Origin of the sequence: Micromonospora coxensis, assembly GCF_900090295.1 — a bacterium.
In the GTDB taxonomy this organism is placed as follows: domain Bacteria; phylum Actinomycetota; class Actinomycetes; order Mycobacteriales; family Micromonosporaceae; genus Micromonospora; species Micromonospora coxensis.
Genome location: NZ_LT607753.1, coordinates 689,975 through 710,105, shown reverse-complemented (window position 1 = coordinate 710,105; position 20,131 = coordinate 689,975). Strand labels below are relative to the sequence as shown.

At 72.7% G+C, this 20,131-nt stretch carries 13 protein-coding genes; 8 read left to right on the top strand and 5 right to left on the bottom strand.

Annotated elements, in window-relative coordinates; translation table 11 throughout:
- Positions 1–32 precede the first annotated feature (32 nt).
- Positions 33–473, top strand: coding sequence for a hypothetical protein (locus GA0070614_RS03175; protein ID WP_157744915.1), 441 nt, complete (start codon positions 33–35; stop codon positions 471–473).
- Between the two features lie 116 nt (positions 474–589).
- On the opposite strand, the gene GA0070614_RS03170 is transcribed toward GA0070614_RS03175, so the two are convergent.
- Positions 590–3,043 (bottom strand): non-reducing end alpha-L-arabinofuranosidase family hydrolase, encoded by a 2,454-nt coding sequence (locus GA0070614_RS03170; RefSeq protein ID WP_088974557.1) that lies wholly within the window; start codon positions 3,041–3,043, stop codon positions 590–592.
- A 1,035-nt stretch (positions 3,044–4,078) separates the two neighbouring features.
- Between GA0070614_RS03170 and GA0070614_RS03165 the strand changes: the two genes are divergently transcribed.
- Together GA0070614_RS03165 and GA0070614_RS03160 are read left to right on the top strand one after the other, a co-directional pair.
- Positions 4,079–5,380, top strand: coding sequence for a cellulose binding domain-containing protein (locus GA0070614_RS03165; RefSeq protein ID WP_088974556.1), 1,302 nt, complete (start codon positions 4,079–4,081; stop codon positions 5,378–5,380).
- A gap of 269 nt (positions 5,381–5,649) precedes the next feature.
- Positions 5,650–7,200 (top strand): glycoside hydrolase family 43 protein, encoded by a 1,551-nt coding sequence (locus GA0070614_RS03160; protein ID WP_088974555.1) that lies wholly within the window; start codon positions 5,650–5,652, stop codon positions 7,198–7,200.
- A 28-nt stretch (positions 7,201–7,228) separates the two neighbouring features.
- On the opposite strand, the gene GA0070614_RS30110 is transcribed toward GA0070614_RS03160, so the two are convergent.
- Positions 7,229–7,693, bottom strand: a complete 465-nt coding sequence (locus tag GA0070614_RS30110) for a DUF1707 SHOCT-like domain-containing protein (protein ID WP_157744914.1) — start codon at positions 7,691–7,693, stop codon at positions 7,229–7,231.
- A gap of 373 nt (positions 7,694–8,066) precedes the next feature.
- Between GA0070614_RS30110 and GA0070614_RS03150 the strand changes: the two genes are divergently transcribed.
- The 4 genes from GA0070614_RS03150 (at position 8,067) to GA0070614_RS03135 (ending at position 12,387) form a co-directional block, all read left to right on the top strand.
- Positions 8,067–9,422: a glucose-6-phosphate dehydrogenase gene (locus tag GA0070614_RS03150; protein ID WP_088974553.1), complete on the top strand. Its 1,356-nt coding sequence runs from the start codon at positions 8,067–8,069 to the stop codon at positions 9,420–9,422.
- A 95-nt stretch (positions 9,423–9,517) separates the two neighbouring features.
- On the top strand, positions 9,518–10,606 hold the full coding sequence (locus GA0070614_RS03145) for a hypothetical protein (RefSeq protein WP_157744913.1): 1,089 nt from the start codon (positions 9,518–9,520) through the stop codon (positions 10,604–10,606).
- Positions 10,607–10,706: 100 nt separating this feature from the next.
- A complete protein-coding gene (locus tag GA0070614_RS03140; RefSeq protein ID WP_088974551.1) occupies positions 10,707–11,615 on the top strand; it encodes an aminoglycoside phosphotransferase family protein in 909 nt (302 codons plus the stop codon).
- Between the two features lie 193 nt (positions 11,616–11,808).
- Positions 11,809–12,387, top strand: a complete 579-nt coding sequence (locus tag GA0070614_RS03135; protein ID WP_172892355.1) for an AMIN-like domain-containing (lipo)protein — start codon at positions 11,809–11,811, stop codon at positions 12,385–12,387.
- A 162-nt stretch (positions 12,388–12,549) separates the two neighbouring features.
- Here the strand turns inward: GA0070614_RS03135 and GA0070614_RS03130 are convergent, their stop codons facing one another.
- Positions 12,550–14,589: an amylo-alpha-1,6-glucosidase gene (locus tag GA0070614_RS03130; RefSeq protein ID WP_088974550.1), complete on the bottom strand. Its 2,040-nt coding sequence runs from the start codon at positions 14,587–14,589 to the stop codon at positions 12,550–12,552.
- Entirely contained in the window at positions 14,586–14,966 is a 381-nt protein-coding gene (locus GA0070614_RS03125) for an SCP2 sterol-binding domain-containing protein (RefSeq protein ID WP_088974549.1), read from the bottom strand. The genes GA0070614_RS03130 and GA0070614_RS03125 overlap by 4 nt, the downstream gene beginning before the upstream one ends.
- 193 nt (positions 14,967–15,159) lie before the next feature.
- Between GA0070614_RS03125 and GA0070614_RS03120 the strand changes: the two genes are divergently transcribed.
- Complete coding sequence (locus tag GA0070614_RS03120; protein ID WP_088974548.1) at positions 15,160–15,714, top strand: DJ-1/PfpI family protein; 555 nt, start codon at positions 15,160–15,162, stop codon at positions 15,712–15,714.
- Positions 15,715–15,728: 14 nt separating this feature from the next.
- On the opposite strand, the gene GA0070614_RS03115 is transcribed toward GA0070614_RS03120, so the two are convergent.
- Entirely contained in the window at positions 15,729–20,099 is a 4,371-nt protein-coding gene (locus GA0070614_RS03115) for a tetratricopeptide repeat protein (protein WP_157744912.1), read from the bottom strand.
- Positions 20,100–20,131: the final 32 nt, after the last annotated feature.

Genomic DNA, 20,131 nt, shown 5'->3' with positions numbered 1-20,131 from the left:
CGGTGAGCAGCCAGGACCGATCGGAGGACGCGATGCGCAACACCGAGATGGCGAGGCTCAGCGGGCTCGTCGGGGAGTGGACGACGACCCTGTCGGACGCCTGGTTCCTGGAACCACCCGGCACCGAGGTGCCGGGCACCACCGGCATCGAGTGGCTCGGGGAGTCGCTCCTGATCGTGCGGTCGGCGTTCGGCGGCGGTGGTCACGCCGGCTCCGAGATGAGCCTGGTCCTCGGGCGCAGCGACGCGAACGACCGGTTCGTCGCGCTCTACCAGGACGACCGGGGCGTCTGCCGCGAGTTCGCGATGACCTTCGACGGCGAGCACTGGACGATGATCCGGGCAGACCCGGACTTCCACCAGCGCTTCGTCGCCGACGTCGAGAAGAACCGGATCCTCGGCCGGTGGGAGATGTCCGAGGACGAGGGCAGGACCTGGCGGAAGGACTTCGACCTCACCTTCGAACGCGCCTGACGCCGGGATCTCCGCATGGCAGCGGCGGGCTCGGCCCCCGGCCGAACCCGCCGCTGTCGTCCCATCGCCTCTGTGCGGTGATCCCGTTCAGCCCGTGCGGGCGTCGGGATCCGGCCTCAGCGCTGCAGGGTCAGCAGCCCGGGCCGGTAGGGCAGGAGGCCGTAGTCGCCGCCGGAGTTGGGGGAGCGTCCCTGGTAGAGCAGTTGGAGGTTGCAGGCGTTGACGGTCATGGTCTGGTCGGGGTTGGTGCGGATGAGTTCGCCGTGGCTGATGTCGTTGGTCCAGGTGGCGCTGCTGTTGGTCTTGCCGGCGAAGGGGTTGTTCTCGGTGGCGGCCTGGGGGGTCCAGGTGCCGGCGAGGTTGGTGGCGGTGAAGGAGCGGAAGTAGCGGCCCTGGGCGCCGATGGCCTCGACGAGCATGAGGTACCGGTTCTCGTTCTCGAGTTTGTAGACCTGGACGGCTTCGAAGAGGTTGTTCGTGGTGTCGGTCATGATGGTGGTGTAGGACGAGCCGAAGCTGCCGGGGAAGTTGCCGATGGGCATGCTGGCGCGGTAGATGCGGCCGTTGTCGCCGGCGAAGAACAGGTACATGTTCGTGCCGTCACCGATGAGCGCCTGGTCGATCGGGCCGGTGCCGGAGTTGGAGATGCTCCCGGTGAACAGCGTCTGCTGCGCGGACCACCCGTTCGGGTTGGTGGGGTCGCTCGACGTCCGGTAGGAGAACGCGGTCCCGCCCCACTGGTACGCGAGCACCCAGATGTTCTTCGGGGCGAAGTAGAACAGCGTGGGCGCGACGGTGGCGTTGGACATCGTGTTCTGGCTGGCCGTGGCCATCTCGGACCAGTTGCTGAAGAGGCCGAAGTTCATCGACCCCCAACTGGTGCCGGTGTCGTGCGTGGTGGCGTAGACGAGGTGCCGGCCGTTGTAGGGGGCGTAGGTGAAGTCCTTGAGCGACACCCACCCCGCCTTCGGCTGTGCCAACGGCCCGGTCGACGACCAGCGGTACGTCGACGGCAGGTCGCACGTCCCGGCCGGCGGCGTGGGCGACGTGGTCGGGCCACCGACCCGGACCAACTGCCACTGCTGGTTCGGCCCGTTCCAGTCGGTGTACTGCACGACGCTGCCCCCGTCGGCGGTGGACGCGCCCTGCACCTCGACCGCCTTGCCGCTGTTGCGGTTGATCAGCTTGACGTAGCCGCCCGAGTCGACCACCCGGAACTGCTGGTTCGCCCCGTTGTGGTCGCTCCACTGCACGATCGCCGCGCTGTCGGCGGTCGACCAGTTGTGGACGTCGAGCACCTTGCCGGAGTGCCGGGCCCGCAGCCGGTAGTAGCCGCCACCGGAGTCGACGAACTGCCACTGCTGGTTGACGCCGCCCGACCCGGTGTACTGCTGGATGCAGGCGCCGTCGGCGGTCGAGAGCCCGCACACGTCCAGCCGCTTGCCGCTGTTGCGGTTGACCACCTCGTACCACGCGGTCACGTCGATCGGGCCCGCCGTCGGGCCCGGCGTCGGCGTGGTCGGGGTGGGGGTGGGGCTGACGCTGTTCAGCGCGCTCAGGGTCGCGTCGTACGCCGGCTTCTTGTTGCCGTTGCCGTCGAAGAGCAGCGGCGTGCCGCTGGCCCGCCAGGAGTCGGTGTCCCGGATGCCCCAGACGGTGATGCCGTTGCACCGGGCGACGGCCAGGCAGTCGTTGACCACGCTGCGGTACGTGTTGGCCTGGGTGGTGCCGGAGCCCTCGATGTCCAGCTCGGTGATCTGGACGTCGACGCCGAGCGCCGCGAAGCTCGACAGCGTGGTGCGGTAGTTGCCCGGGTACGGCGAGCCGCTGTTGAAGTGCGACTGGAAACCGACGCAGTCGATCGGCACGCCACGGTTCTTGAAGTCCTGGACCATCCGGTAGACGGCCTGGGTCTTGGCGTGCGTCCAGTTGTCGGTGTTGTAGTCGTTGTAGCAGAGCTTGGCGCCCGGGTCGGCCGCGTCGGCGGCGCGGAAGGCGGCCTCGATCCAGTCGTTGCCGGTGCGCTGGAGGTTGGAGTTGCGCCGGGCGCCGCTGGACCCGTCCTCGAACGCCTCGTTCACCACGTCCCAGGAGTCGATCTTGCCGCGGTAGTAGGTGGCGACCCGGGTCACGTGGTTCAGCATCGCCGAGCGCAGCGCAGCGCCCTCCATGCCCTGCATCCAACCGGGCTGCTGGGAGTGCCAGGCCAGGGTGTGGCCGCGCACCTTCATCCCCCGGCCGATGGCGTGGTTGACGATCCGGTCCGCGTTGGTGAACGTGAACTGGTTCTGCTGCGGCTCGGTCGCGTCGATCTTCATCTCGTTCTCGGGAGTCACACTGTTGAACTCCCGGTTCAAGATCGTCGTGTACGTGCCGTCGCCGAGCCTGTTCGCGGCGACGGCGGCGCCGAAGTACCGACCCGACTGGGCCGCCGCCGCGCCCAGCGTCGACTCGGCGGCCTGGGCGAGATTGGGCAGGAGGGACACGGCCAGAGCCGCGACGACCACGGCTATTGCGGAGAACGAGAGCGTTCGGAGTCGACGCCCGGGGGGACGGGTGGGGGAGACCATACTGATCCTCCAATAGGGATTTCCATCGGGAAGCGACCGCAAGCTCGCCGTGACGCCGGTGTCGGCCCGGGCAGCCGCGCTCGGCCGGCCGCCCGGGTGACACCGGCCCTCCGGGCAAACCGGATGTGGATCAGCTGGTCCGTGGACCGTCCGGGTGGTGCTTGCGGTGAGTGGTCCGGTCGCCGTGGCGAGCCTGGTGGTGGCTACGGCGGTGGACTCTCCGACCGATCGACGCGCGCACCTCCCCGGGGTCGTGGGTTGATCGTCGGGGCGGGCAGCCGCCCCGCTCGTGGCTTCTGGGCATGGTCGAGGCGGTGTCGCCGGTGGGCAGAACCGCTGCGGACCCGACCGCCCGGACATGCTCGCTGTTAGCGATCACATCCCATCGATGGGCTCAGATTTTCAGAAAGTTGCGCGATAATCAAGCGATAGTTTCGATGGGTTGCCGGAGCGGGGGACGGGGCTCCACTCCCGACGGGCATGGCCGACCCTCGACAGGTCGCGGCCCGGCGTGAGCCAACGCGAACCGCATGTCGGTGAATCCGGTGACCAGAGGGCCACCGACCGCCTGCCGAGTCGGGCGGTGCCCGTCGGCGGCCCTGTCCGGCGCGGCGGGTCCGGGTCGCTCCCGGAGTGGTGTGGCGGGTCCCGGGCGCGCCGGGTCGCCGGCCAGGCCAGGCTGATCCGGCCGGTCCGCCGGGACCCTGCCGGCGGCACGACCGGTTGAGCGTGTTATCGATAACATGCTATCTTTCCGGCGCGGGAGCGAAGGGCACGCTCCCCGTCACCAGAGTCGATCGGCGGCGTGCGAGGGCGCTCGTTCCCACCGCCTCGCCGATCGGTGACCAGTCCGGGCCGCACCGCCGATGCCAGGCGACGCAGGCCGCCGCCGGACGACTTCGGTCCGGCCGTATGCCCAGCTCCCCACGCCCCGTCGACGGCGCACCCGGCACCGACGGACGGCCCGCACGCCACCCGTGCACGCCGCACCCGCAGCACCACCGCACGAGACGACCCACGGCAAGGAGCCACGCAATGGTCAGACATCGGCACGTTCTCTCCTCCATCGCCGCCGCAGCGCTCGTCCTCGCGGCGACCGTCGGCGGAGCGCTCAGCAGCGACCTGCGCGACACGGCGGCAGCCGCGACGAGCGGCACCCTCGCGACGACCGCGGGCTGCGGAAAGGCCCCCACGCTCACCAGCGGGACACGCACCATCCAGAGCAGCGGACAGAACCGCACCTACATCCTGCGGATCCCCGACGGGTACGACAGGAACCACCCCTACCGGCTGATCTTCGGCTTCCACTGGCTCAACGGCTCGGCCAACAGCGTCGCCTCGGCCGGCTACTACGGGCTCGCGCCACTGTCGAACAACAGCACGATCTTCGTCGCGCCCCAGGGCATCGACGCCGGCTGGGCCAACACCAACGGTCGGGACCTGACCCTCTTCGACGACATCTCCCGGCAGATCGAGAACGACCTCTGCGTCGACACGACCCAGCGCTTCGCGCTCGGGTGGAGCTACGGCGGGGCCATGAGCTACGCGGTGGCCTGCGCGCGGCCCACCGTCGTCCGCGCGGTCACCGTCCTGTCCGGAGCGAACCTCAGCGGATGCAACGGCGGTACCCAGCCCGTCGCCTACTTCGGCATCCACGGCACCTACGACAGCGTGCTGAACATCTCCATGGGCCGGTCCCTGCGCGACACGTTCGTCAGGAACAACGGCTGCACCGCGCAGAGCCCGCGCGAGCCCAGCCGGGGCAGCCTGACCCACATCACCACCACCTACTCCGGCTGCCGCGCCGGCTACCCGGTGCAGTGGGCCGCGTTCGACGGGGACCACACCCCGAGTCCGGTCGACGGATCGTCCAGCCCCAACGACTCCCGGACCTGGACGTCGGGGGAGATCTGGAGGTTCTTCACCCAGTTCGCCTCCACCCCGCCCCCCACCACCGCCCCGCCGACGACGCCCCCCACCACCACGCCGCCGACCACGCCCCCGCCGACCACGCCCCCGCCGACCGGCGGGCCGGGCGCCTGCGCCGCCACCTACCGGGCGGTCAACACCTGGCCCGGCGGCTTCCAGGCCGAGGTCACCGTGGCCAACACCACCGCCACCACGATCAACGGCTGGACGGTACGGCTGCCCCTGGCCGACGGCCAGGCCATCAGCAGCCTCTGGAACGGCGTCACCACGGGCACCACCGGCGTCGTCACCGTCAGGAACGCCCCCTACAACGGCACGGTGGGCGCGAACGCCTCGACCACCTTCGGGTTCACCGCCACCGGCAACGGCGCCATCGCACCCGGCACCATCACCTGCACCAGTCCCTGAGCGGGGCAGGATCCGGGCCCGGAGCCACTTGGCGCCGGGCCCGGGGCACCCCGCCGGGTCGTCGGAAAGGCGTCGTACGGGCCGGCCGGCCGGTCGCGCGTGCGGCGTGCCGGTGGGCGGGACAGCCCTTGGAGACACCGGTCGGGCGTGTTCGAATCGGGCCGCCGAGCGAACGCCCCGGCAGCCCCGGTCGGCAGGGTCGGGCGACGCGGGTATCCGCCGTCCGGCCGTACGCATCAGATGGCACCTCGACCTCGCGGAGGCAGCGGATGACCGTGGCCGGCAGTGACACGGCGTCGACCGGCAGGCGCGGTGGTACCGGCGGATTCGTCAACCCGGTGATCCCCGGTCTGCACCCGGACCCGAGTGTCTGCCGGGTCGGCGACGACTACTACCTGGCCTGCTCCAGCTTCGAGTACTTCCCCGGGGTGCCCATCTTCCACAGCCGGGACCTGGTGCACTGGCAGCAGATCGGCAACGTGCTGGACCGGCCGAGCCAGCTGGTCCTGCCGCCGACCACGCCGGCGTCCGGGGGCGTGTACGCGCCGACCCTGCGGCACCACGACGGGCGCTTCTGGCTGGTCGTCACCAACGTCGCGGACGGCGGCGGCACGCTGATCTGCACCGCCACGGATCCTGCCGGCCCCTGGTCGGACCCGGTCCGGGCGCCCGGCGTCGCCGGTATCGACCCCGACCTCGTCTGGGACGACGAGGGCACCTGCTGGTGCACCTACGCCGGGATCGAACAGGTGCGCATCGACCCCTGGACCGGGCGGGTCCTCGGCCCGCCGCGCCGGTTGTGGTCCGGTGCGCCGGGCGCGCAGGCGCCGGAGGCGCCGCACCTGTACCGGGTCGGCGGCCACTGGTACCTCATGATCGCCGAGGGCGGCACCGAACGCGGTCACGCCGTGTCGATCGCCCGCGCCACGGCCCCCGACGGCCCGTACGAGCCGTGCCCGGCCAACCCGATCCTGACCCACCGGGGCACCGACCGACCGGTGCAGAACACCGGCCACGCCGATCTCGTCGAGGCGGCCGACGGTTCCTGGTGGATGGTGCTGCTCGGGGTACGCCCGCAGGGCGGCACCCCCGGCTGGCACGTGCTCGGACGGGAGACCTTCCTGGCACCGGTCACCTGGGCCGACGGCTGGCCGGTGGTGGGCCCGGTCGAGCCGGTCATGACCGCGCCGCCGTGGCCGGCGTATCCACTGCCGCCACCACCGGTGCGCGACGACTTCGACGGCCCGAGCCTGCATCCGCGATGGCTCTCGGTGCGGTCCCGGCCGGCCGGGGACTGTTCGCTGACGCAGCGTCCGGGTTGGCTCACGCTACGGGCGCGCGGTGCGTCGCCGGACGCCCCTGACGTCACCTTCGTCGGTCGCCGCCAGCAGCACCTGTCGTGTCGGGCCCGGACGTCGGTCGACCCGAGCGGCGGGCGTGGCGGGCTCGCGGTACGCCTCGACGAGCGGCACCACTACGAGATCGAGGCGGGTGACGGCGAGGTGCGGGTCGTCGCGCGGATCGGATCGGTCCTGGCGACGGTGGCCACCCGGCCGGTCGCGGAGGGCCCGGTGCTCCTGTGGGTCGAGATGCTCGGCACGTCGGCCGAGCAGTGGTATCCCGGCAAGGGGCCGGACGTGCTCCGGTTCGGGATCGCGCAGAGCGACGGCACGGTCGTCGAGCTGGCGACGCTCGACGGTCGTTACCTGTCGACGGAGGTCGCCGGTGGCTTCACCGGCAGGGTCATCGGGATGTACGCCGCCGCCGGCAGCCCCGCCTTCGACTGGTTCGACTACGAACCTCGGGACGACGAGCAGTGACGGCCACGACTACTACCCGGGGTGCCGGTCAGTCAGAGGCCCGCGGGTCGCTGCGCTCGGTGGGGCGACGTGGCGTCGTACGCAGGTGCTCGATGTAGGCCATCGCCACGGTTGCCGCCACCGGTACGGCGAGAGCCCACCAGGTGCCGTAGACCCAGCCGAGCACGACGGCGACGGGCAGCCCCAGCCCCAACGCCAGGCAACCCGCGACCGCAACCGGTGGGATGTCGTCCTCCGGCTCGGTCGCGCGGACGGCAGCGGACGGCATCTCGGGGTGGGGTGCCGGAAGGTCGGCGAACACCCGCAGCAGCTCCGCCCGGGTGCTCGCTTGCTCGCACGCCTCCACCCGCCGCGTGAACTCGTCGGAGTCCAGTCGCCTCTCGCTCAGGTGCACCTCGAGCGCGGCCTCGGCTGCCCGACGTTCCGGTGTGCCGACGCGCACCTCGGGCGCAGGTCCGCTGAGTTCCGATCCGTGGTCCCCGACGCCGCTCACCGCGAGAGCGTAGCCCCCGAACCCGTCACCTCGGTCGCCCCGAAGCCGGCGCGCACCCGTCCTCCGATCGGAGGACGCCCCGCCGGTACGGCAGCGCCGGGGCCGGCGGTGGCGTTCACTTCGCCTCGGGGTGTCCCTGCGTCGTGGCGTGCCGGCAGCCCCGATCCGCGCCGGCGTCGCACCCGCGGATGCGGCGTCGGGCACTGGCGCCCGGTCGGCGCACCGTCGGAGGTTGGCAGCGGGCCCGGTCCCGCACGGAACAGTTCGAGGAGCACATCGTGAACGGGCCGACGGTGACCCATCCCCGCATTCGCCGGGCACGCGGGACGTACCGGCGCGGCCCGTCCCCGGCGTCCGGGCGGTGGACCGCCCGATGATGATCCAGGACATGGTCGTCCTCGGCGCGTCGGGGGACCTCGCGGCCCGGTACCTGCTGCCCGCGGTGGCCCGGTTGCACGCCGCCGGCCTGCTCGACGAGCGGCAGACCATCCTCGGCATCGACCGGGACGCGCGCGACGACGAGGAGTTCCGGGCCGCCGCCCGGGCCCGGCTGGCCCGGAAGGCACCCGATCTGAGCGTCCGGGACGTGCAGGGGGTCACCGACCGGCTGCGTCACCGAAGCGCCGACGTCACCGACCCGGCCCAGTTGTCCGCCGCGCTGGGTGACCTGACCGGGCCGGCCGCGGTCTACCTCGCGCTGCCCAACACGGTCTTCGGGGGCGCGGTGCGGGCCCTGGCCGCGAGCGGCCTGCCGGCCGGCAGCCGCCTCATCGTGGAGAAGCCGTTCGGCGCCGACCTCGCCGACGCCCGGCAGCTCAACGCGACCATCCACCGCTCCTTCGCCGAGGACGACGTGTTCCGCGTCGACCACTTCCTGGCCAAGCAGACCGTGCTCAACGTCCTCGGCCTGCGCTTCGCCAACCGGGTGTTCGAACCGGTCTGGAACGCCCTGCACATCGCCGCCGTCGACATCGTCTGGGACGAGAACGTCGCCCTGAAGGGCCGCGCCGGCTACTACGACGGTGCCGGGGCGCTCAAGGACATGACCCAGAACCACCTGCTCCAACTGCTCGCCCTCGTCGCCATGGAACCACCGACCAGCACCGGTCACCGGGACCTGCGGGACCGCAAGATCGACGCGCTGCGCGCGGTGCGCCCTCCGGCGCCGGACCGGATGGGCGCCCTGACCCGCCGCGCCCGGTACACCGCCGGGCACCTCGACGGCCGCGCGGTGCCCGCCTACGTCGACGAGCCGGGGGTGGATCCCCGCCGGGACACCGAGACCTTCGCCGAGATGACCGTGTTCGTCGACAACTGGCGCTGGGCCGGGGTGCCGTTCCGGCTGCGTACCGGCAAGGCCCTCGGCCGGGCGCGGCGGGAGATCGTGGTGCGGTTCCGGCCCGTCCCGCACCAGCCCTTCCCCGACACCGCGCCGGCGAACCGGTTGCGGATGCGGCTGGACCCGGACACGATCAGCCTCGACATCAACCTCAACGGCTCCGGTGACCCGTTCTGCCTGGAACGCGTCCACCTCAACGCCCGTTTCCCCGCCCAGCAGCTGCCGCCCTACGCCCACGTCCTGCTCAGTGTCCTGCACGGTGATCCCACCCTGTCGATCCGTGGCGACGAGGCGGAGGAGGGCTGGCGCATCGTGGAACCCGTCCTCAGGGCCTGGTCCGCCGGCGACGTCCCGATGCTGACGTACCCCGCCGGGTCCGACGGCCCCTGACACGCTCGCCCCCGAGCGACCGGAGGCGGGGCCGGTGGGGCCACGCCGTCGGGTGCCGGGATGCCATTCTTCAGGTCGGCGTGGAGGAGGCGGGCATGCGGGAAGTCGATCCGGGGAACCGGCGGTGGCGTGCCGCGCTGATCGCGTCGGGCGTCGTCGTCGCCCTGGTCGTCACCCCCGGCGCCGCGACCGCCGCGCCCGCGACGCCGGTGTGCCGGGTGGCCGACGAGCGGCTGGACGAGATCTCCGGGCTGGCCGCCACCGACGACGGCTTCGTCGCCGTCAACGACGGCAGCGACGAGGAGTCGCACCGCCGGATCTTCTTCCTCGACGCCGACTGCGCGGTGGTGCGCGCCGTGCGGTTCCCCTCCCGTCCCCGGGACACCGAGGACCTGGCGGTCACCGCCGACGGCACGGTGTGGGTGGCCGACATCGGCGACAACGACCGCGCCCGCGAGACGGTCGCGCTGTGGACGCTGCGCCCCGGCAGCCGCCAACCGATCCTGCACCGGATGGCGTACCCGGACGGCCCGCACGACGCCGAGGCGTTGCTGGTCACCGGTGACGGCCGACCGCTGATCATCACCAAGCAGGGCGGCGCCGCCGGACTGTACGCCCCGACGGCGCCGCTGCGCGCCGGGGCGACCGTGCCGCTGTCCCGTGTCGGTGAGGTGCGCCTGCCCGACAGCACCACCGACAACCCGTACGGCTTCTTCGGCCGAGGGTTGATCACCGGCGCGGCGGGCGCGCCGGACCGGCGGCGGGTGGTGCTGCGCACCTACGCCGACGCGTTCGAGTTCGACGTCCCCGGCGGGGACGTGGTCGCCGCGCTGACCAGTGGCAGGCCACGCGTGGTCCCCCTGCCGGACGAGCCGCAGGGCGAAGCGGTCACCTACAGCATGGACGGTCGGTTCCTGCTCACCGTCTCCGAGACCGCCGACCAGCCGCCCGGCACCCGGCCCACGGTGCTGCGCTATCCGCTGCCCGCCGCTCCGGCCACCACCCCGGCCCGGCCCGCCCCGCCGGCCTCCTCCTCCGCCGGGCCGGGGACCCGCCCGCAGGCGGCGCCGACGCCCGCGAACCGCCGGCAGTCCGGTACGGCCGCCGTGGGGGTCGGCGTGGCCGGCCTCGCCGTGGCCGCACTGGTGCTGCTCGGGCTGGCCCTGAAACGTCGCCGTCGGTGACCCACCCGGCGGCCGGTCAGGCACCCGACCGGCCGCACCGTGCGTCGGGTCGGCCAGGAATTGACTGGCTCCGCACGCCGTCAGCGCCGAGACTTCCGGCGTGACGCTGCACCAGGACGAGATCCCGATCGACGAGACGACGGTCAGGTCGCTGCTGCGGGCACAGTGCCCGCAGTGGGCTGACCTGGGGCTGTCCCCGGCGGGGGCGGGCACCGACAACACCATGTACCGGCTGGGCGACGACCTGCTCGTACGGCTGCCGCGCACCGCGGACAAGGCGCGGTCCGTGCGCAAGGAGCAGCAGTGGCTGCCCCGGCTGGCGCCGCTGCTGACCTGGCCCGTCCCCGAGCCCGTCCACGCCGGCACACCCACCACGGCGTTCCCGCTGGTGTGGTCGGTGTACCGCTGGATCGACGGCGACGACGTCACCCCGGCGAGCGTGCGGGACTGGGCGGCCTTCGGCGTCGACCTGGCCGACTTCGTACGCCAGCTGCACGCCGTCGACCTGATGGGGGCGACCCGCGCGGACGGCCTCAGCTGGTACCGCGGAGGCAGCCTGCGGGCCTGTGACGAGTGGGTCGGCAGGGCGCTCGACGAGTGCCGTGCCCTGGTGGGGTCACGGCTGGACGTGCCGGCCCTGCAACGGTTGTGGCGCGCCGCGCTGGCCCTGCCGGAGCCCACCGCGCCCGCCGGGTGGCTGCACGGCGACCTCAGGCCCACCAACCTGCTGGCGCGTGACGGCAGGCTGCACGCGGTCATCGACTTCGGTGGCCTCTCGATCGGCTTCCCCGACGCCGAGCACGCCCCGGTCTGGGACCTGCCGCCCCAGGCCCGGCACGCCTACCGGGACAGCCTGCGCCTCGACGAGGTGACCTGGGCCCGCGCCCGCGCCTGGGCGATCGCGGTGGGGGCGAGCGGGGTCTCCTACTACTGGCACACCTACCCGGAGTTCGTCGCCGAGTGCCAGGCGCGACTCCAGGCCATCTGCGCCGACGCCGCCGAGGGCTGACCGGCGCCGCACCGGCGCGGGCCGCACGCCGGTCCCGCCGGCCCGCCGCCGCGCACCCGACCCCGCCGGCCCACTGTTACGTGGCAGTTACCGGAGCGCGAAGCTGCTGCCGCAGACGCCTTCCACCGTGGATCCCGAGGTCGCCGCCGACGAGGTCGGCGAGGGCACCGGAGCGGGACCACGGGAGGACAGGATGCGGATCAGGAGCGGACTCATGGCGTTGGTCGTCGTGCTCGCCGGGCTGGTCGCCGGTACGGGCACCGGCACGGCGGCGACCACCACCGCCGCGGCGACGGGATCGCCGTACTGCGGGATCACCTGGGGCAGCGCGGGGAAGTCGGCCGGCACGCTCAGCGCCGCGCCGCTGATCGACGTGCGCGCCGGCCGGCACGACTGTTTCGACCGGGTGGTGTTCGAGTTCGCCGGGACGGTGAGCGGCTACTCGGTCGCCTACGGCGAGACCTGGACCGAGGGGGAGGGGCTGGCGCTGTCGCCGTACACCGCCGGTGACGAGTTGCTGCGGGTGTCGCTGCGGGCCCCGGCGTACGACGACGAGCACGTCGCCACCGTGCCGTACCGGGTCGGTGAGCACGTGGTGAACGCGCTGCGCTGTCCGACGCTGCGGGACGTGGTCTTCGGCGGCAGCTTCGAGGGCTACACCACCTTCGCGGTCGGTGTGCGGGCCCGGCTGCCGTTCCGGGTCTTCGTGCTGGCGGGCCCGGGCACGCACAGCCGGATCGTGCTCGACGTCGCCCACCAGTGGCAGCAGTGACCCGACGACAGGTCGAGGGCCCGGCTCCGGCCGGGCCCTCGAGCGTCGCCGTGGTCAGGGCACAGCGGCCCGCCGCTGTCTGCCGCACACCGGGCGCGGTCGATGCGGGTGGGGCCGGCACTGCTGGGGGCAGTGGATCTGGGACCGGTGTCGTTGCGTGGCTCAGGCCGAGATGTCCTTGCGGCCCCAGCGACCGGGCACGTTGTGCAGCACCAGCCGGTCGAGACCGTCCGGCAGGCTGGGGCGGCTGACCAGGTGGTCGCCGACGGGTTCCAACCCGAGCATCGCCCGCAGCAGCAGGAGCGTGGTTCCGGCTGACCACGCCTGGGGGCTGCACGCGGTGGGGTACTCGACGGGGTAGCGGGTGAGGTTGCGCTCGTAGCCGCCGAACGCCTCGGGCAGTCGACCGGCGAAGTAGCCGGCCGCTTCGATGATCGCGATGGCGATGCGGGCGGACTCCCGGTCGAAGCCGTAGCGGCGCAGCCCCCAGGCGATCAGGCTGTTGTCGAACGGCCACACCGTGCCGATGTGGTAGCCGATCGGGTTGTACCGGGCCTGGTCGGTGGCGAGGGTGCGTACACCCCAGCCGGAGAACAGTTCCGGGCTCATCAGGTGCCGCGCGACCTGGTCGGCGTGGGACTCGTCGACGATGCCGCTCCACAGCAGGTGGCCGATGTTCGACGTCAGCGCGTCCACCTGGTCGCCGTTCGCATCGAGGGCGAGGGCGTAGTAGCCGTGCCGCTCGATCCAGAAGTCCCGGTTGAAGCGTGCCTTCAGGTCGGCGGCCTCTCGTTCCAGCCGTTCGGCGTACGCCGGGTCGTTCCAGAACTCCCGGGCGAGCCGGGCGCCGCGGATCTTGGCGTCGTAGGCGTAACCCTGGAGTTCACAGGTGGCCCGGGGGAAGCCGGGCAGTCGTCCGTCGCGGTAGCAGATGCCGTCGTCGGAGTCCTTCCAGCACTGGTTCTGCAGCCCTCGCCGGGCGCTGCGCCGTTGGTACCAGATGTAGCCGTTGCCCATCGCGTCGCCGTAGGTGTCGATCCAGTCCAGGGCGGCGCGCGCTTCGCGCTCGAAGCGGTGCACCATGGTCGCGTCCCCGGTCCACCGCTCGTACTCGTCCATCAGCACCACGTAGAGCGGGGTGGCGTCCGCCGAGCCGTAGTACGGGGTGTGGGGCTGCTCCTCGAACGCGGCGCTCTCGCCGTAGCGGAACTCGTGCAGGATCTTTCCCGGCTCCTCGTCCCGGAAGTCGTCCAGTCGGCTGCCCTGCGGGATGGAGAGGGTGTAGATGGTGGCGGCGGCGAGCTGCGGGGCGAAGGGAAGGGCCTGGAAGCTGGTGATGATGCTGTCCCGGCCGAAGATGGTCATGAACCAGGGCAGACCGGCGGCCGGCACGCTCAGCCCGGCGGAGACCAACGGGGTGTAGCGCAGCGCGGCCAGGTCGGCGATGCTCCGGCGGTACGTCGCGGCCAGCGACTCGTGGGCGGTCTCCAGCCGAGGGGCGTTGTCGACCCACAGCTCCAGGTCCTCGGCGAGGGGCGGCCTGCGTCGGGGGGTGCCCCCCAGGCTGGCCCGTACGGTGCGACGCTGCGGGCCGAGCATCGACGCCCGCAGCTTCAGCACCCACATCTTCTTCGGCTCGAGCCGTCCCGTGGCGGTCAGCCCGTCGAGATCGACGTCGCTGCGGCAGTTGCTCGGGTCGCTCCCGTCGCCCAGGTCGCAGCTGATCATCACCTCGCGGTGGAAGTCCTCCCGCTGATACCAGAGGAACAGGTTGCCGTTCTCGATCCGGGAGGAGTAGCCACCCTTCTTCTTCGTCTGATGCCGGATCTCGAAGATGTCCGCGAAGTCGCTGGCCACGTCCAGCCGTACGACGAGATCGAGGGGCTCGTCGCCGTGGCTGATGATGGTCAACTGGTCTTCGAACTCGTCATTGATCGTTTGCTGCCGGATGATCGACATGGTCGAGTCGAAGTCGTGGGTGGCGCTCGCCGGCGCCAGGAAGAACCGGGCCTGGTAGTACTGGAGGTCGTCCAGGGACAGGGAATAGAGCGACTTGCCGTTGACGGTCAGCTGCCATTTCGACAGGAACCGGGTGTCCCAGGAGAAGAGCCCGGTGGGGAAGGTCGGCGAGGCGCTGAAGTCCCCGCGCCGGTCGGTGACGACGAAGGAGTTGCCGTCCAGGATGCGTACCAGGTCGCTCACTGCTGCCCTCCCGACGGCGGTGGCACCAGGTCACGCGGATTGCGGGCAGCCGGTGGGCCGGGGAACAGCCGCTCCAGCAGGCGGAACAGCTCCACCCGGCCCTCGAGGACGAGATTGCGTGTCAGCCAGGCGGTGGTGAGGTTCCGCTCGCCCCGGGCGGCGGCGTCCAGCAACGCCTTGTCGCCGTGCAGGATGCAGTCCGCCGGGCGGTTCTCCCGGGAGACGGTGATCGTGCCGGAGGTGATGGTGATGTGCCAGTGGTGGATCTGCCCGTCCTCGGTGAGATCGAGGCGGATCGTGCCGTCGACCCTGGCGAGTCGTTGCAGGTACGGGCAGTCGGCCAGTTCGCCCAGGAACTCCTCGATCGAGGCTGACATCGGCTCCCCGTTCGTCGCTCGCGCCGCCGCGCCCGAGGCGGAACCTTCGCCGACCCCCGGTCACGCGCCATCATCGCATGAAATCGCCCTATTAGCCCCTTATGATCGATATCATCGTTCTCAGGTATGAGGTTCCGCTGGTCCACCGTCGTCGACGGACCAGCGGCGGAGCAGTGGTGGGGACGGGGCGAACATGCAGAAGGTGCTGCTGATCACCGGCGACGCGGCGGAGTCGTTGGAGGTGCTCTACCCCTACCAGCGATTGCTCGAGGAGGGGTACGACGTCCACATCGCCGCACCGGCCGTCAAGAAGCTCCAGTTCGTCATCCATGAGTTCGTGGAGGGCTTCGACACGTACGCCGAGAAGCCCGGATACGCCTTCCCGGCGGACCTGGCGTTCACGGACGTGAACCCCGCCGACTATCTCGCACTGGTCCTGCCCGGCGGCCGCGCACCCGAGTATCTGCGCAACGACGAAGACTGCCTGCGGATCGTCAGGCATTTCGTCGAGGCGGACAAGCCGATCGCGCACCTCTGCCACGGGCCGCTCATCCTGGCCGCCGCAGGGGCGCTCGCCGGCCGACGCGCTTCGGCCTACCCGGCGCTCGCGCCCGACATCAGGGCCGCCGGTGCCGAGTACGTCGACACCGAGGTGCTCGTCGACGGTCTCCAGGTGTCCGCGCCGGCCTGGTCGGCCAACCCGCCATGGATGCGGGAGTTCATCAGGATCCTCCGCTCCCGGCAGTGACCACGAGGAAACTGTCAGGGCTCGGCGCCGCCGCCTGGAGGCGTGTCGATCCGCTGCTGGACGGTGGTGGCCTCGGCCGGCTCGCCGCACCTCTCCAGCGCCTCGGCCAGCAGGCGGTGCGCCTGCAGGAGCGCCGCGCCGAAGCGCTGCGGCTCGCGCTCGGCGAGCGTGCGGTGCAACTCGGCCGACTCCCTCGCCGCCCGGAGCGCACCGGGCAGGTTCCGGCCGGTCCGCAGGCAGACGTGGGCGTACGCCGACAACGACCGCGCCAACAGGGGACGGTAGGCGGGCCGGTCCCGCCCGGCCAGCCGGCGGCGGATGGTGACCGCCTCCGTGATGGCCGCCAACGCCTCCCGGCCCTGCCCCAGGTCGGCCAGCAGCAGGCCGAGGTTGTGCGCCGAGACGGCCAGGTCCGGCAGGTACGCGTCGGGCTCGGCGGCGGCGAGTCGCCGGCGGATGTCGGCGGCCTCCGTCGCGGGCGTCAGCGCCTCGTCGTGCCGGCGCAGGTCCGACAGGAGCACCCCGAGATCGTCCAGGGCTGAAGCCAGCGGGCCCCGGTGTGCCTCCGGGTCGGCCAGACGCCGCCGGATGGCGATCGCCTCCTCGACCGGTCCGAGCGCGTCCCGGCCGCGCCCCAGGTCGGCCCGGAGGTTGCCGAGGTTGTGCAGCGACGTCGCCAGGCCCGGCAAATGCTCCGGCGCCGTCGCCGCCAGACGTCGTCGGAGGGTGACGGTTTCCTCGGCGGGGGAGAGCGCCTCCTGGCGGCGGCCCTGCCGTCGGAGGGTGACGGCGAGGTCGTTCAGGCAGTCGGCGAGGGCCGGCAGGTGGGTGTCCGGGTCCTCGCCGGCCAGCCGGCGATAGGCCGGCAGGACGGTCCGGAGCGCCACCTCGGCCTCGTCCGCGCGTCCCGTCTCCCGGAGCAGGACGTACCGGTTCCACAGTGCCGTGGCGTGGTCGGCCCGGTCGTGGGGATCGGTCCCGGCCGGCGGTTCGAGGACGCTCACCGCCGCCGACGCCGCGGCCAGCGCCTCCTCACCCCGCCCCAGGTCCCACAGGCGCCGACTCAGTCCGGTGGCCACGGCGCTGACCCACCTGCCGTGCGCGCGCGGGTCCGACCGGACCAGTCGCCGACAGAACAGCAAGGACTCCTCGGTGGTGGCGGCCGCCTCCTGGTGTCGCCCCGACTCGTGCAGCAACTCCCCGAGCGCGGACCACGCGTCGAGGTACGCCAGCTGGTCGGCCCGATCGGTCGGGCTCACCCGCCGCCAGACCCGGACGCACTCGTGTGCCGCGTCGAGAGCGTCGGCCTGCTCGACGCGGGCGCGACGGCGGATGCGGACGAACTGGTCCAGGGCCCGGGCCGACTGCGGCAGGTACGCCGGATCGGTCTCGGCGAGCTGCCGTGACAGCACGACCGCCTCGCGGGTCGCGTCCAGTGCCTCGTCGTGACGGCCGGACAGGCTCGACGCCGCGGCGAGCAGCTCCAGGGCCCGCAACAGGTCCGCCCGGTGTCCCGGCGCCGCACCGCCGTGCTGCTCACGGCGCAACTGGACGACCTCCCGGGCCGCCGCGGCGGCGGACGCGTGCTCCTCCAGCCGCCCGAGGAGTTCGGCGCGCAGCTGTCCGACCTCGGCGAGCACCTCCGTCGACTCGCCGCCGCCCAGTTCCCGGTACAGGTCGGCGACCTGCGCGAGCACCCGCTGGGCCTGGTCCAGCGAACCCTCCCTGATCATCGACAGGCTGAATTGCGCCAGCACCCGGGCCCGGTCCGGGGCCGGGGCCTTCGTCAGCCAGGCGAGTTCGTCGGCGTCCACCGGCTCGGCCAGGACGGCGGCGGCCTCGGCCGTCCGCCCGGCGGCGGCCAGCAGGCCGGCGAGCTGTCCCGGCAGCAGCGCCAGCAAGGGGCGGTAGATCGCCGCCACCGATGCGGGCCGGTCGCGGTGCAGCCCGAGGGCCTCGGCGTACAGGTCGAGAGCGGCATCGTCGTCGCCCTCCCGCTCGGCGAGCCTGCCCGACTGCGTGAGCGCGAGGATCAGACCGCCCCGGTGGGCGTCGGGGTTGTCGGCAGCCAACGCGCGATACAGGTGCACGGCCTCCGCGGCCGCGTCCCGCGCCGGTCGACCGCTCTCGGCCGAGGCGAAATTGAGCGAGGCGATGGCCAGTTCCGCCCGGTTCATCAGCGGGTTGTCCCGGTCCAGCTCCCGCAGCAGCCGCAGCGCCTCCCGCAGGGGAGCCACCGCCTCGTCCCGCCGGCCCGCCGCCAGCAGACGCGCGCCGAGGTTGCCCACCGCTCGGGCGTACTGCGGCAGGTGCTCGCCGGGGCTCGCCCGCACCCCACGGCGGTGCAGCGCGATGGCCTCCTGCGTCACGGTGAGGGCCTCGTCCAGCCGGTCGGCCTCCAGCAGCCGGTTGCCCACGGTGTCCAGCGTCAAGGCGAGATGCGACTCGTACCGCTGCGGGTCGGTCGTGGCGAGTGGACGCAGCAGCTCGATGGCTTCGTGGCCGGCGGTCAGCGCCTGCTCGTCCCGGCCCTGGTCCGCCAGCCAGTTGCTGAGGTTGTTCAGGCAACACGCCATCGGGAACCGGTAGCGGTCGGGTTCGGACTCGACGAGCCGCCGGTACAGCGCGAGCGCCTCGCCGCCGACGACGGTGCTCCCGTCCCGCCGGCCCTGACCCGCCAGGGCGATCCCCAGTACGTCCAGGCAGGCGGCGAGGTGACCGGAGAACTGCCCGGGATCATCCTCGGCGAGCACCCGGTACGCGGCGGTGGCCCGCTCGAGCGCGTCCACCGCCGCCGCGTACCGGCCGGCGTTGACCAGCCGCCGACCGAGCGTCCCGTAGGCGGAGGCCCGGTCGGCGTCGTCGTCGGCCCGCCGCAGCCGCTCGCGCGCCGTCCGTTCGGCGATGTCGGCGGCGCCCACGTCGAGGTCGACGAACGGGACCGGGGGCAGCCCCGCCTCCACGGCCTCGAGAACGTCCACGTCGACGTGTGCGCCGGCGGCGAGCATGCTCAACGTCGTGTTGCCCGCGACCACGGCGAGCCAGGGCCGCTCACGCAGCAGCGGGTTGAGCTGCTCGTCGGCGAGACGGGGCCAGCGCTCGGCAGCCGCCACCAGGAACACCATCGCCCGCGCCACCGACGCGTACTCGCCGGGTGACGTCGGTTCCCGCAGCACCTCGCGCAGCCGGGTCGCGGCCCAGGGCCGGGTGTGCCGCTGCGTCAGGGTGTGGGCGAGGAAGTCCTCGGCCAGCCGGTCGGGGTACAGCGGCTGGAGCACCATCGCCGGTCCACCCTCGTCCGGGGCGGGGTAGCAGCGGCCGTGGTCGGTGATGATCCGGTCCGCGGGCAGTTCCCGCTCCACCCGGTCGAGCAACGCGACCGCGTCGGGATGGGCCAGCGGTCCGGCCAGCACCGCCGTGAACGTGGTGCGGGCCATGACGCTCGCCGGGGTGTGGTGCTCCAGTCCGCGGGTGCGCTCCTCGTACAGCCGGGACCAGTGGGCCTCCTCCCGGTCGAGCAGGTACCGGGTCAGCTCGCCGGGCTCGTCCGGCGCTCGCGTCCCCGTCACGTGGGCGTCCACGGCGACCAGGGCCGCCACGTGCAGGGCCAGGGTCAGTCCGAAGTCCTCGTGGCGCAGGTCGGCCGGCGCGGCGATGACCGACGGGTCGTCGACGCCGTGGACGGCGGCGAAGGCGTCCCGGGCCACGGCGAACACGGCGGACCGCTCGTCCTGGTCCCGGTCGGAGATCGGCGGCAGGGCCTGCGCCGAGACGTCCGCCGGGAGCTTGGCCCGGCGCAGTTCCCCACGCAGCGCCGGCCAGGCGGCGTCGGAGCGGGCCAGCAGCAGCACCCGGGCCGGCCGGTCCGGGCGGTGCAGCAGGCCGTTGCGCAGCAGCCACACCACCGTGGTCAGCGGCCACCGGTCGGCGTAGTCCACCACCAGCAGCACCCCCCGGTGCCCGTCCAGGCGCAGATCCTGGCTGCCGGGGGAGGGTGTCGCGGCGCCGACGCCCAGACCGGCCAGGACCACCCGCCACCCCGTCGCGCGGGAATCGGCCGCGAGCCGTGCGGCGAGCCGGCTCTTGCCCTGGCCGCCCGCGCCGTGCAGCAGCCGTACGCCGAGCCGCGGGCCGTCGTCGCGCCAGCGGCGCAGCGCCGCCAACTCGCGGGCACGGCCGGTGAACGGCACCACCTGCGCCTGCGCGTCGAGCATCCGGCTGGGCAGCTGCCGCAGGTCGGCATCCCTCCCGCGGGGCCGGGGCTGCTCCTCGTGCAGCAGGTACAGCGGGGTGCCGTCGCCGTGGACGTGGACGTCCGCGCCGACGGCGCCGTAGGCGAAGCCCGCGGTGGCGGTGACGTGCTGGACCACCTCGCCCCCGCTCACCGCCGGATCCCCCGGGGCGGGCGTGACGTGGC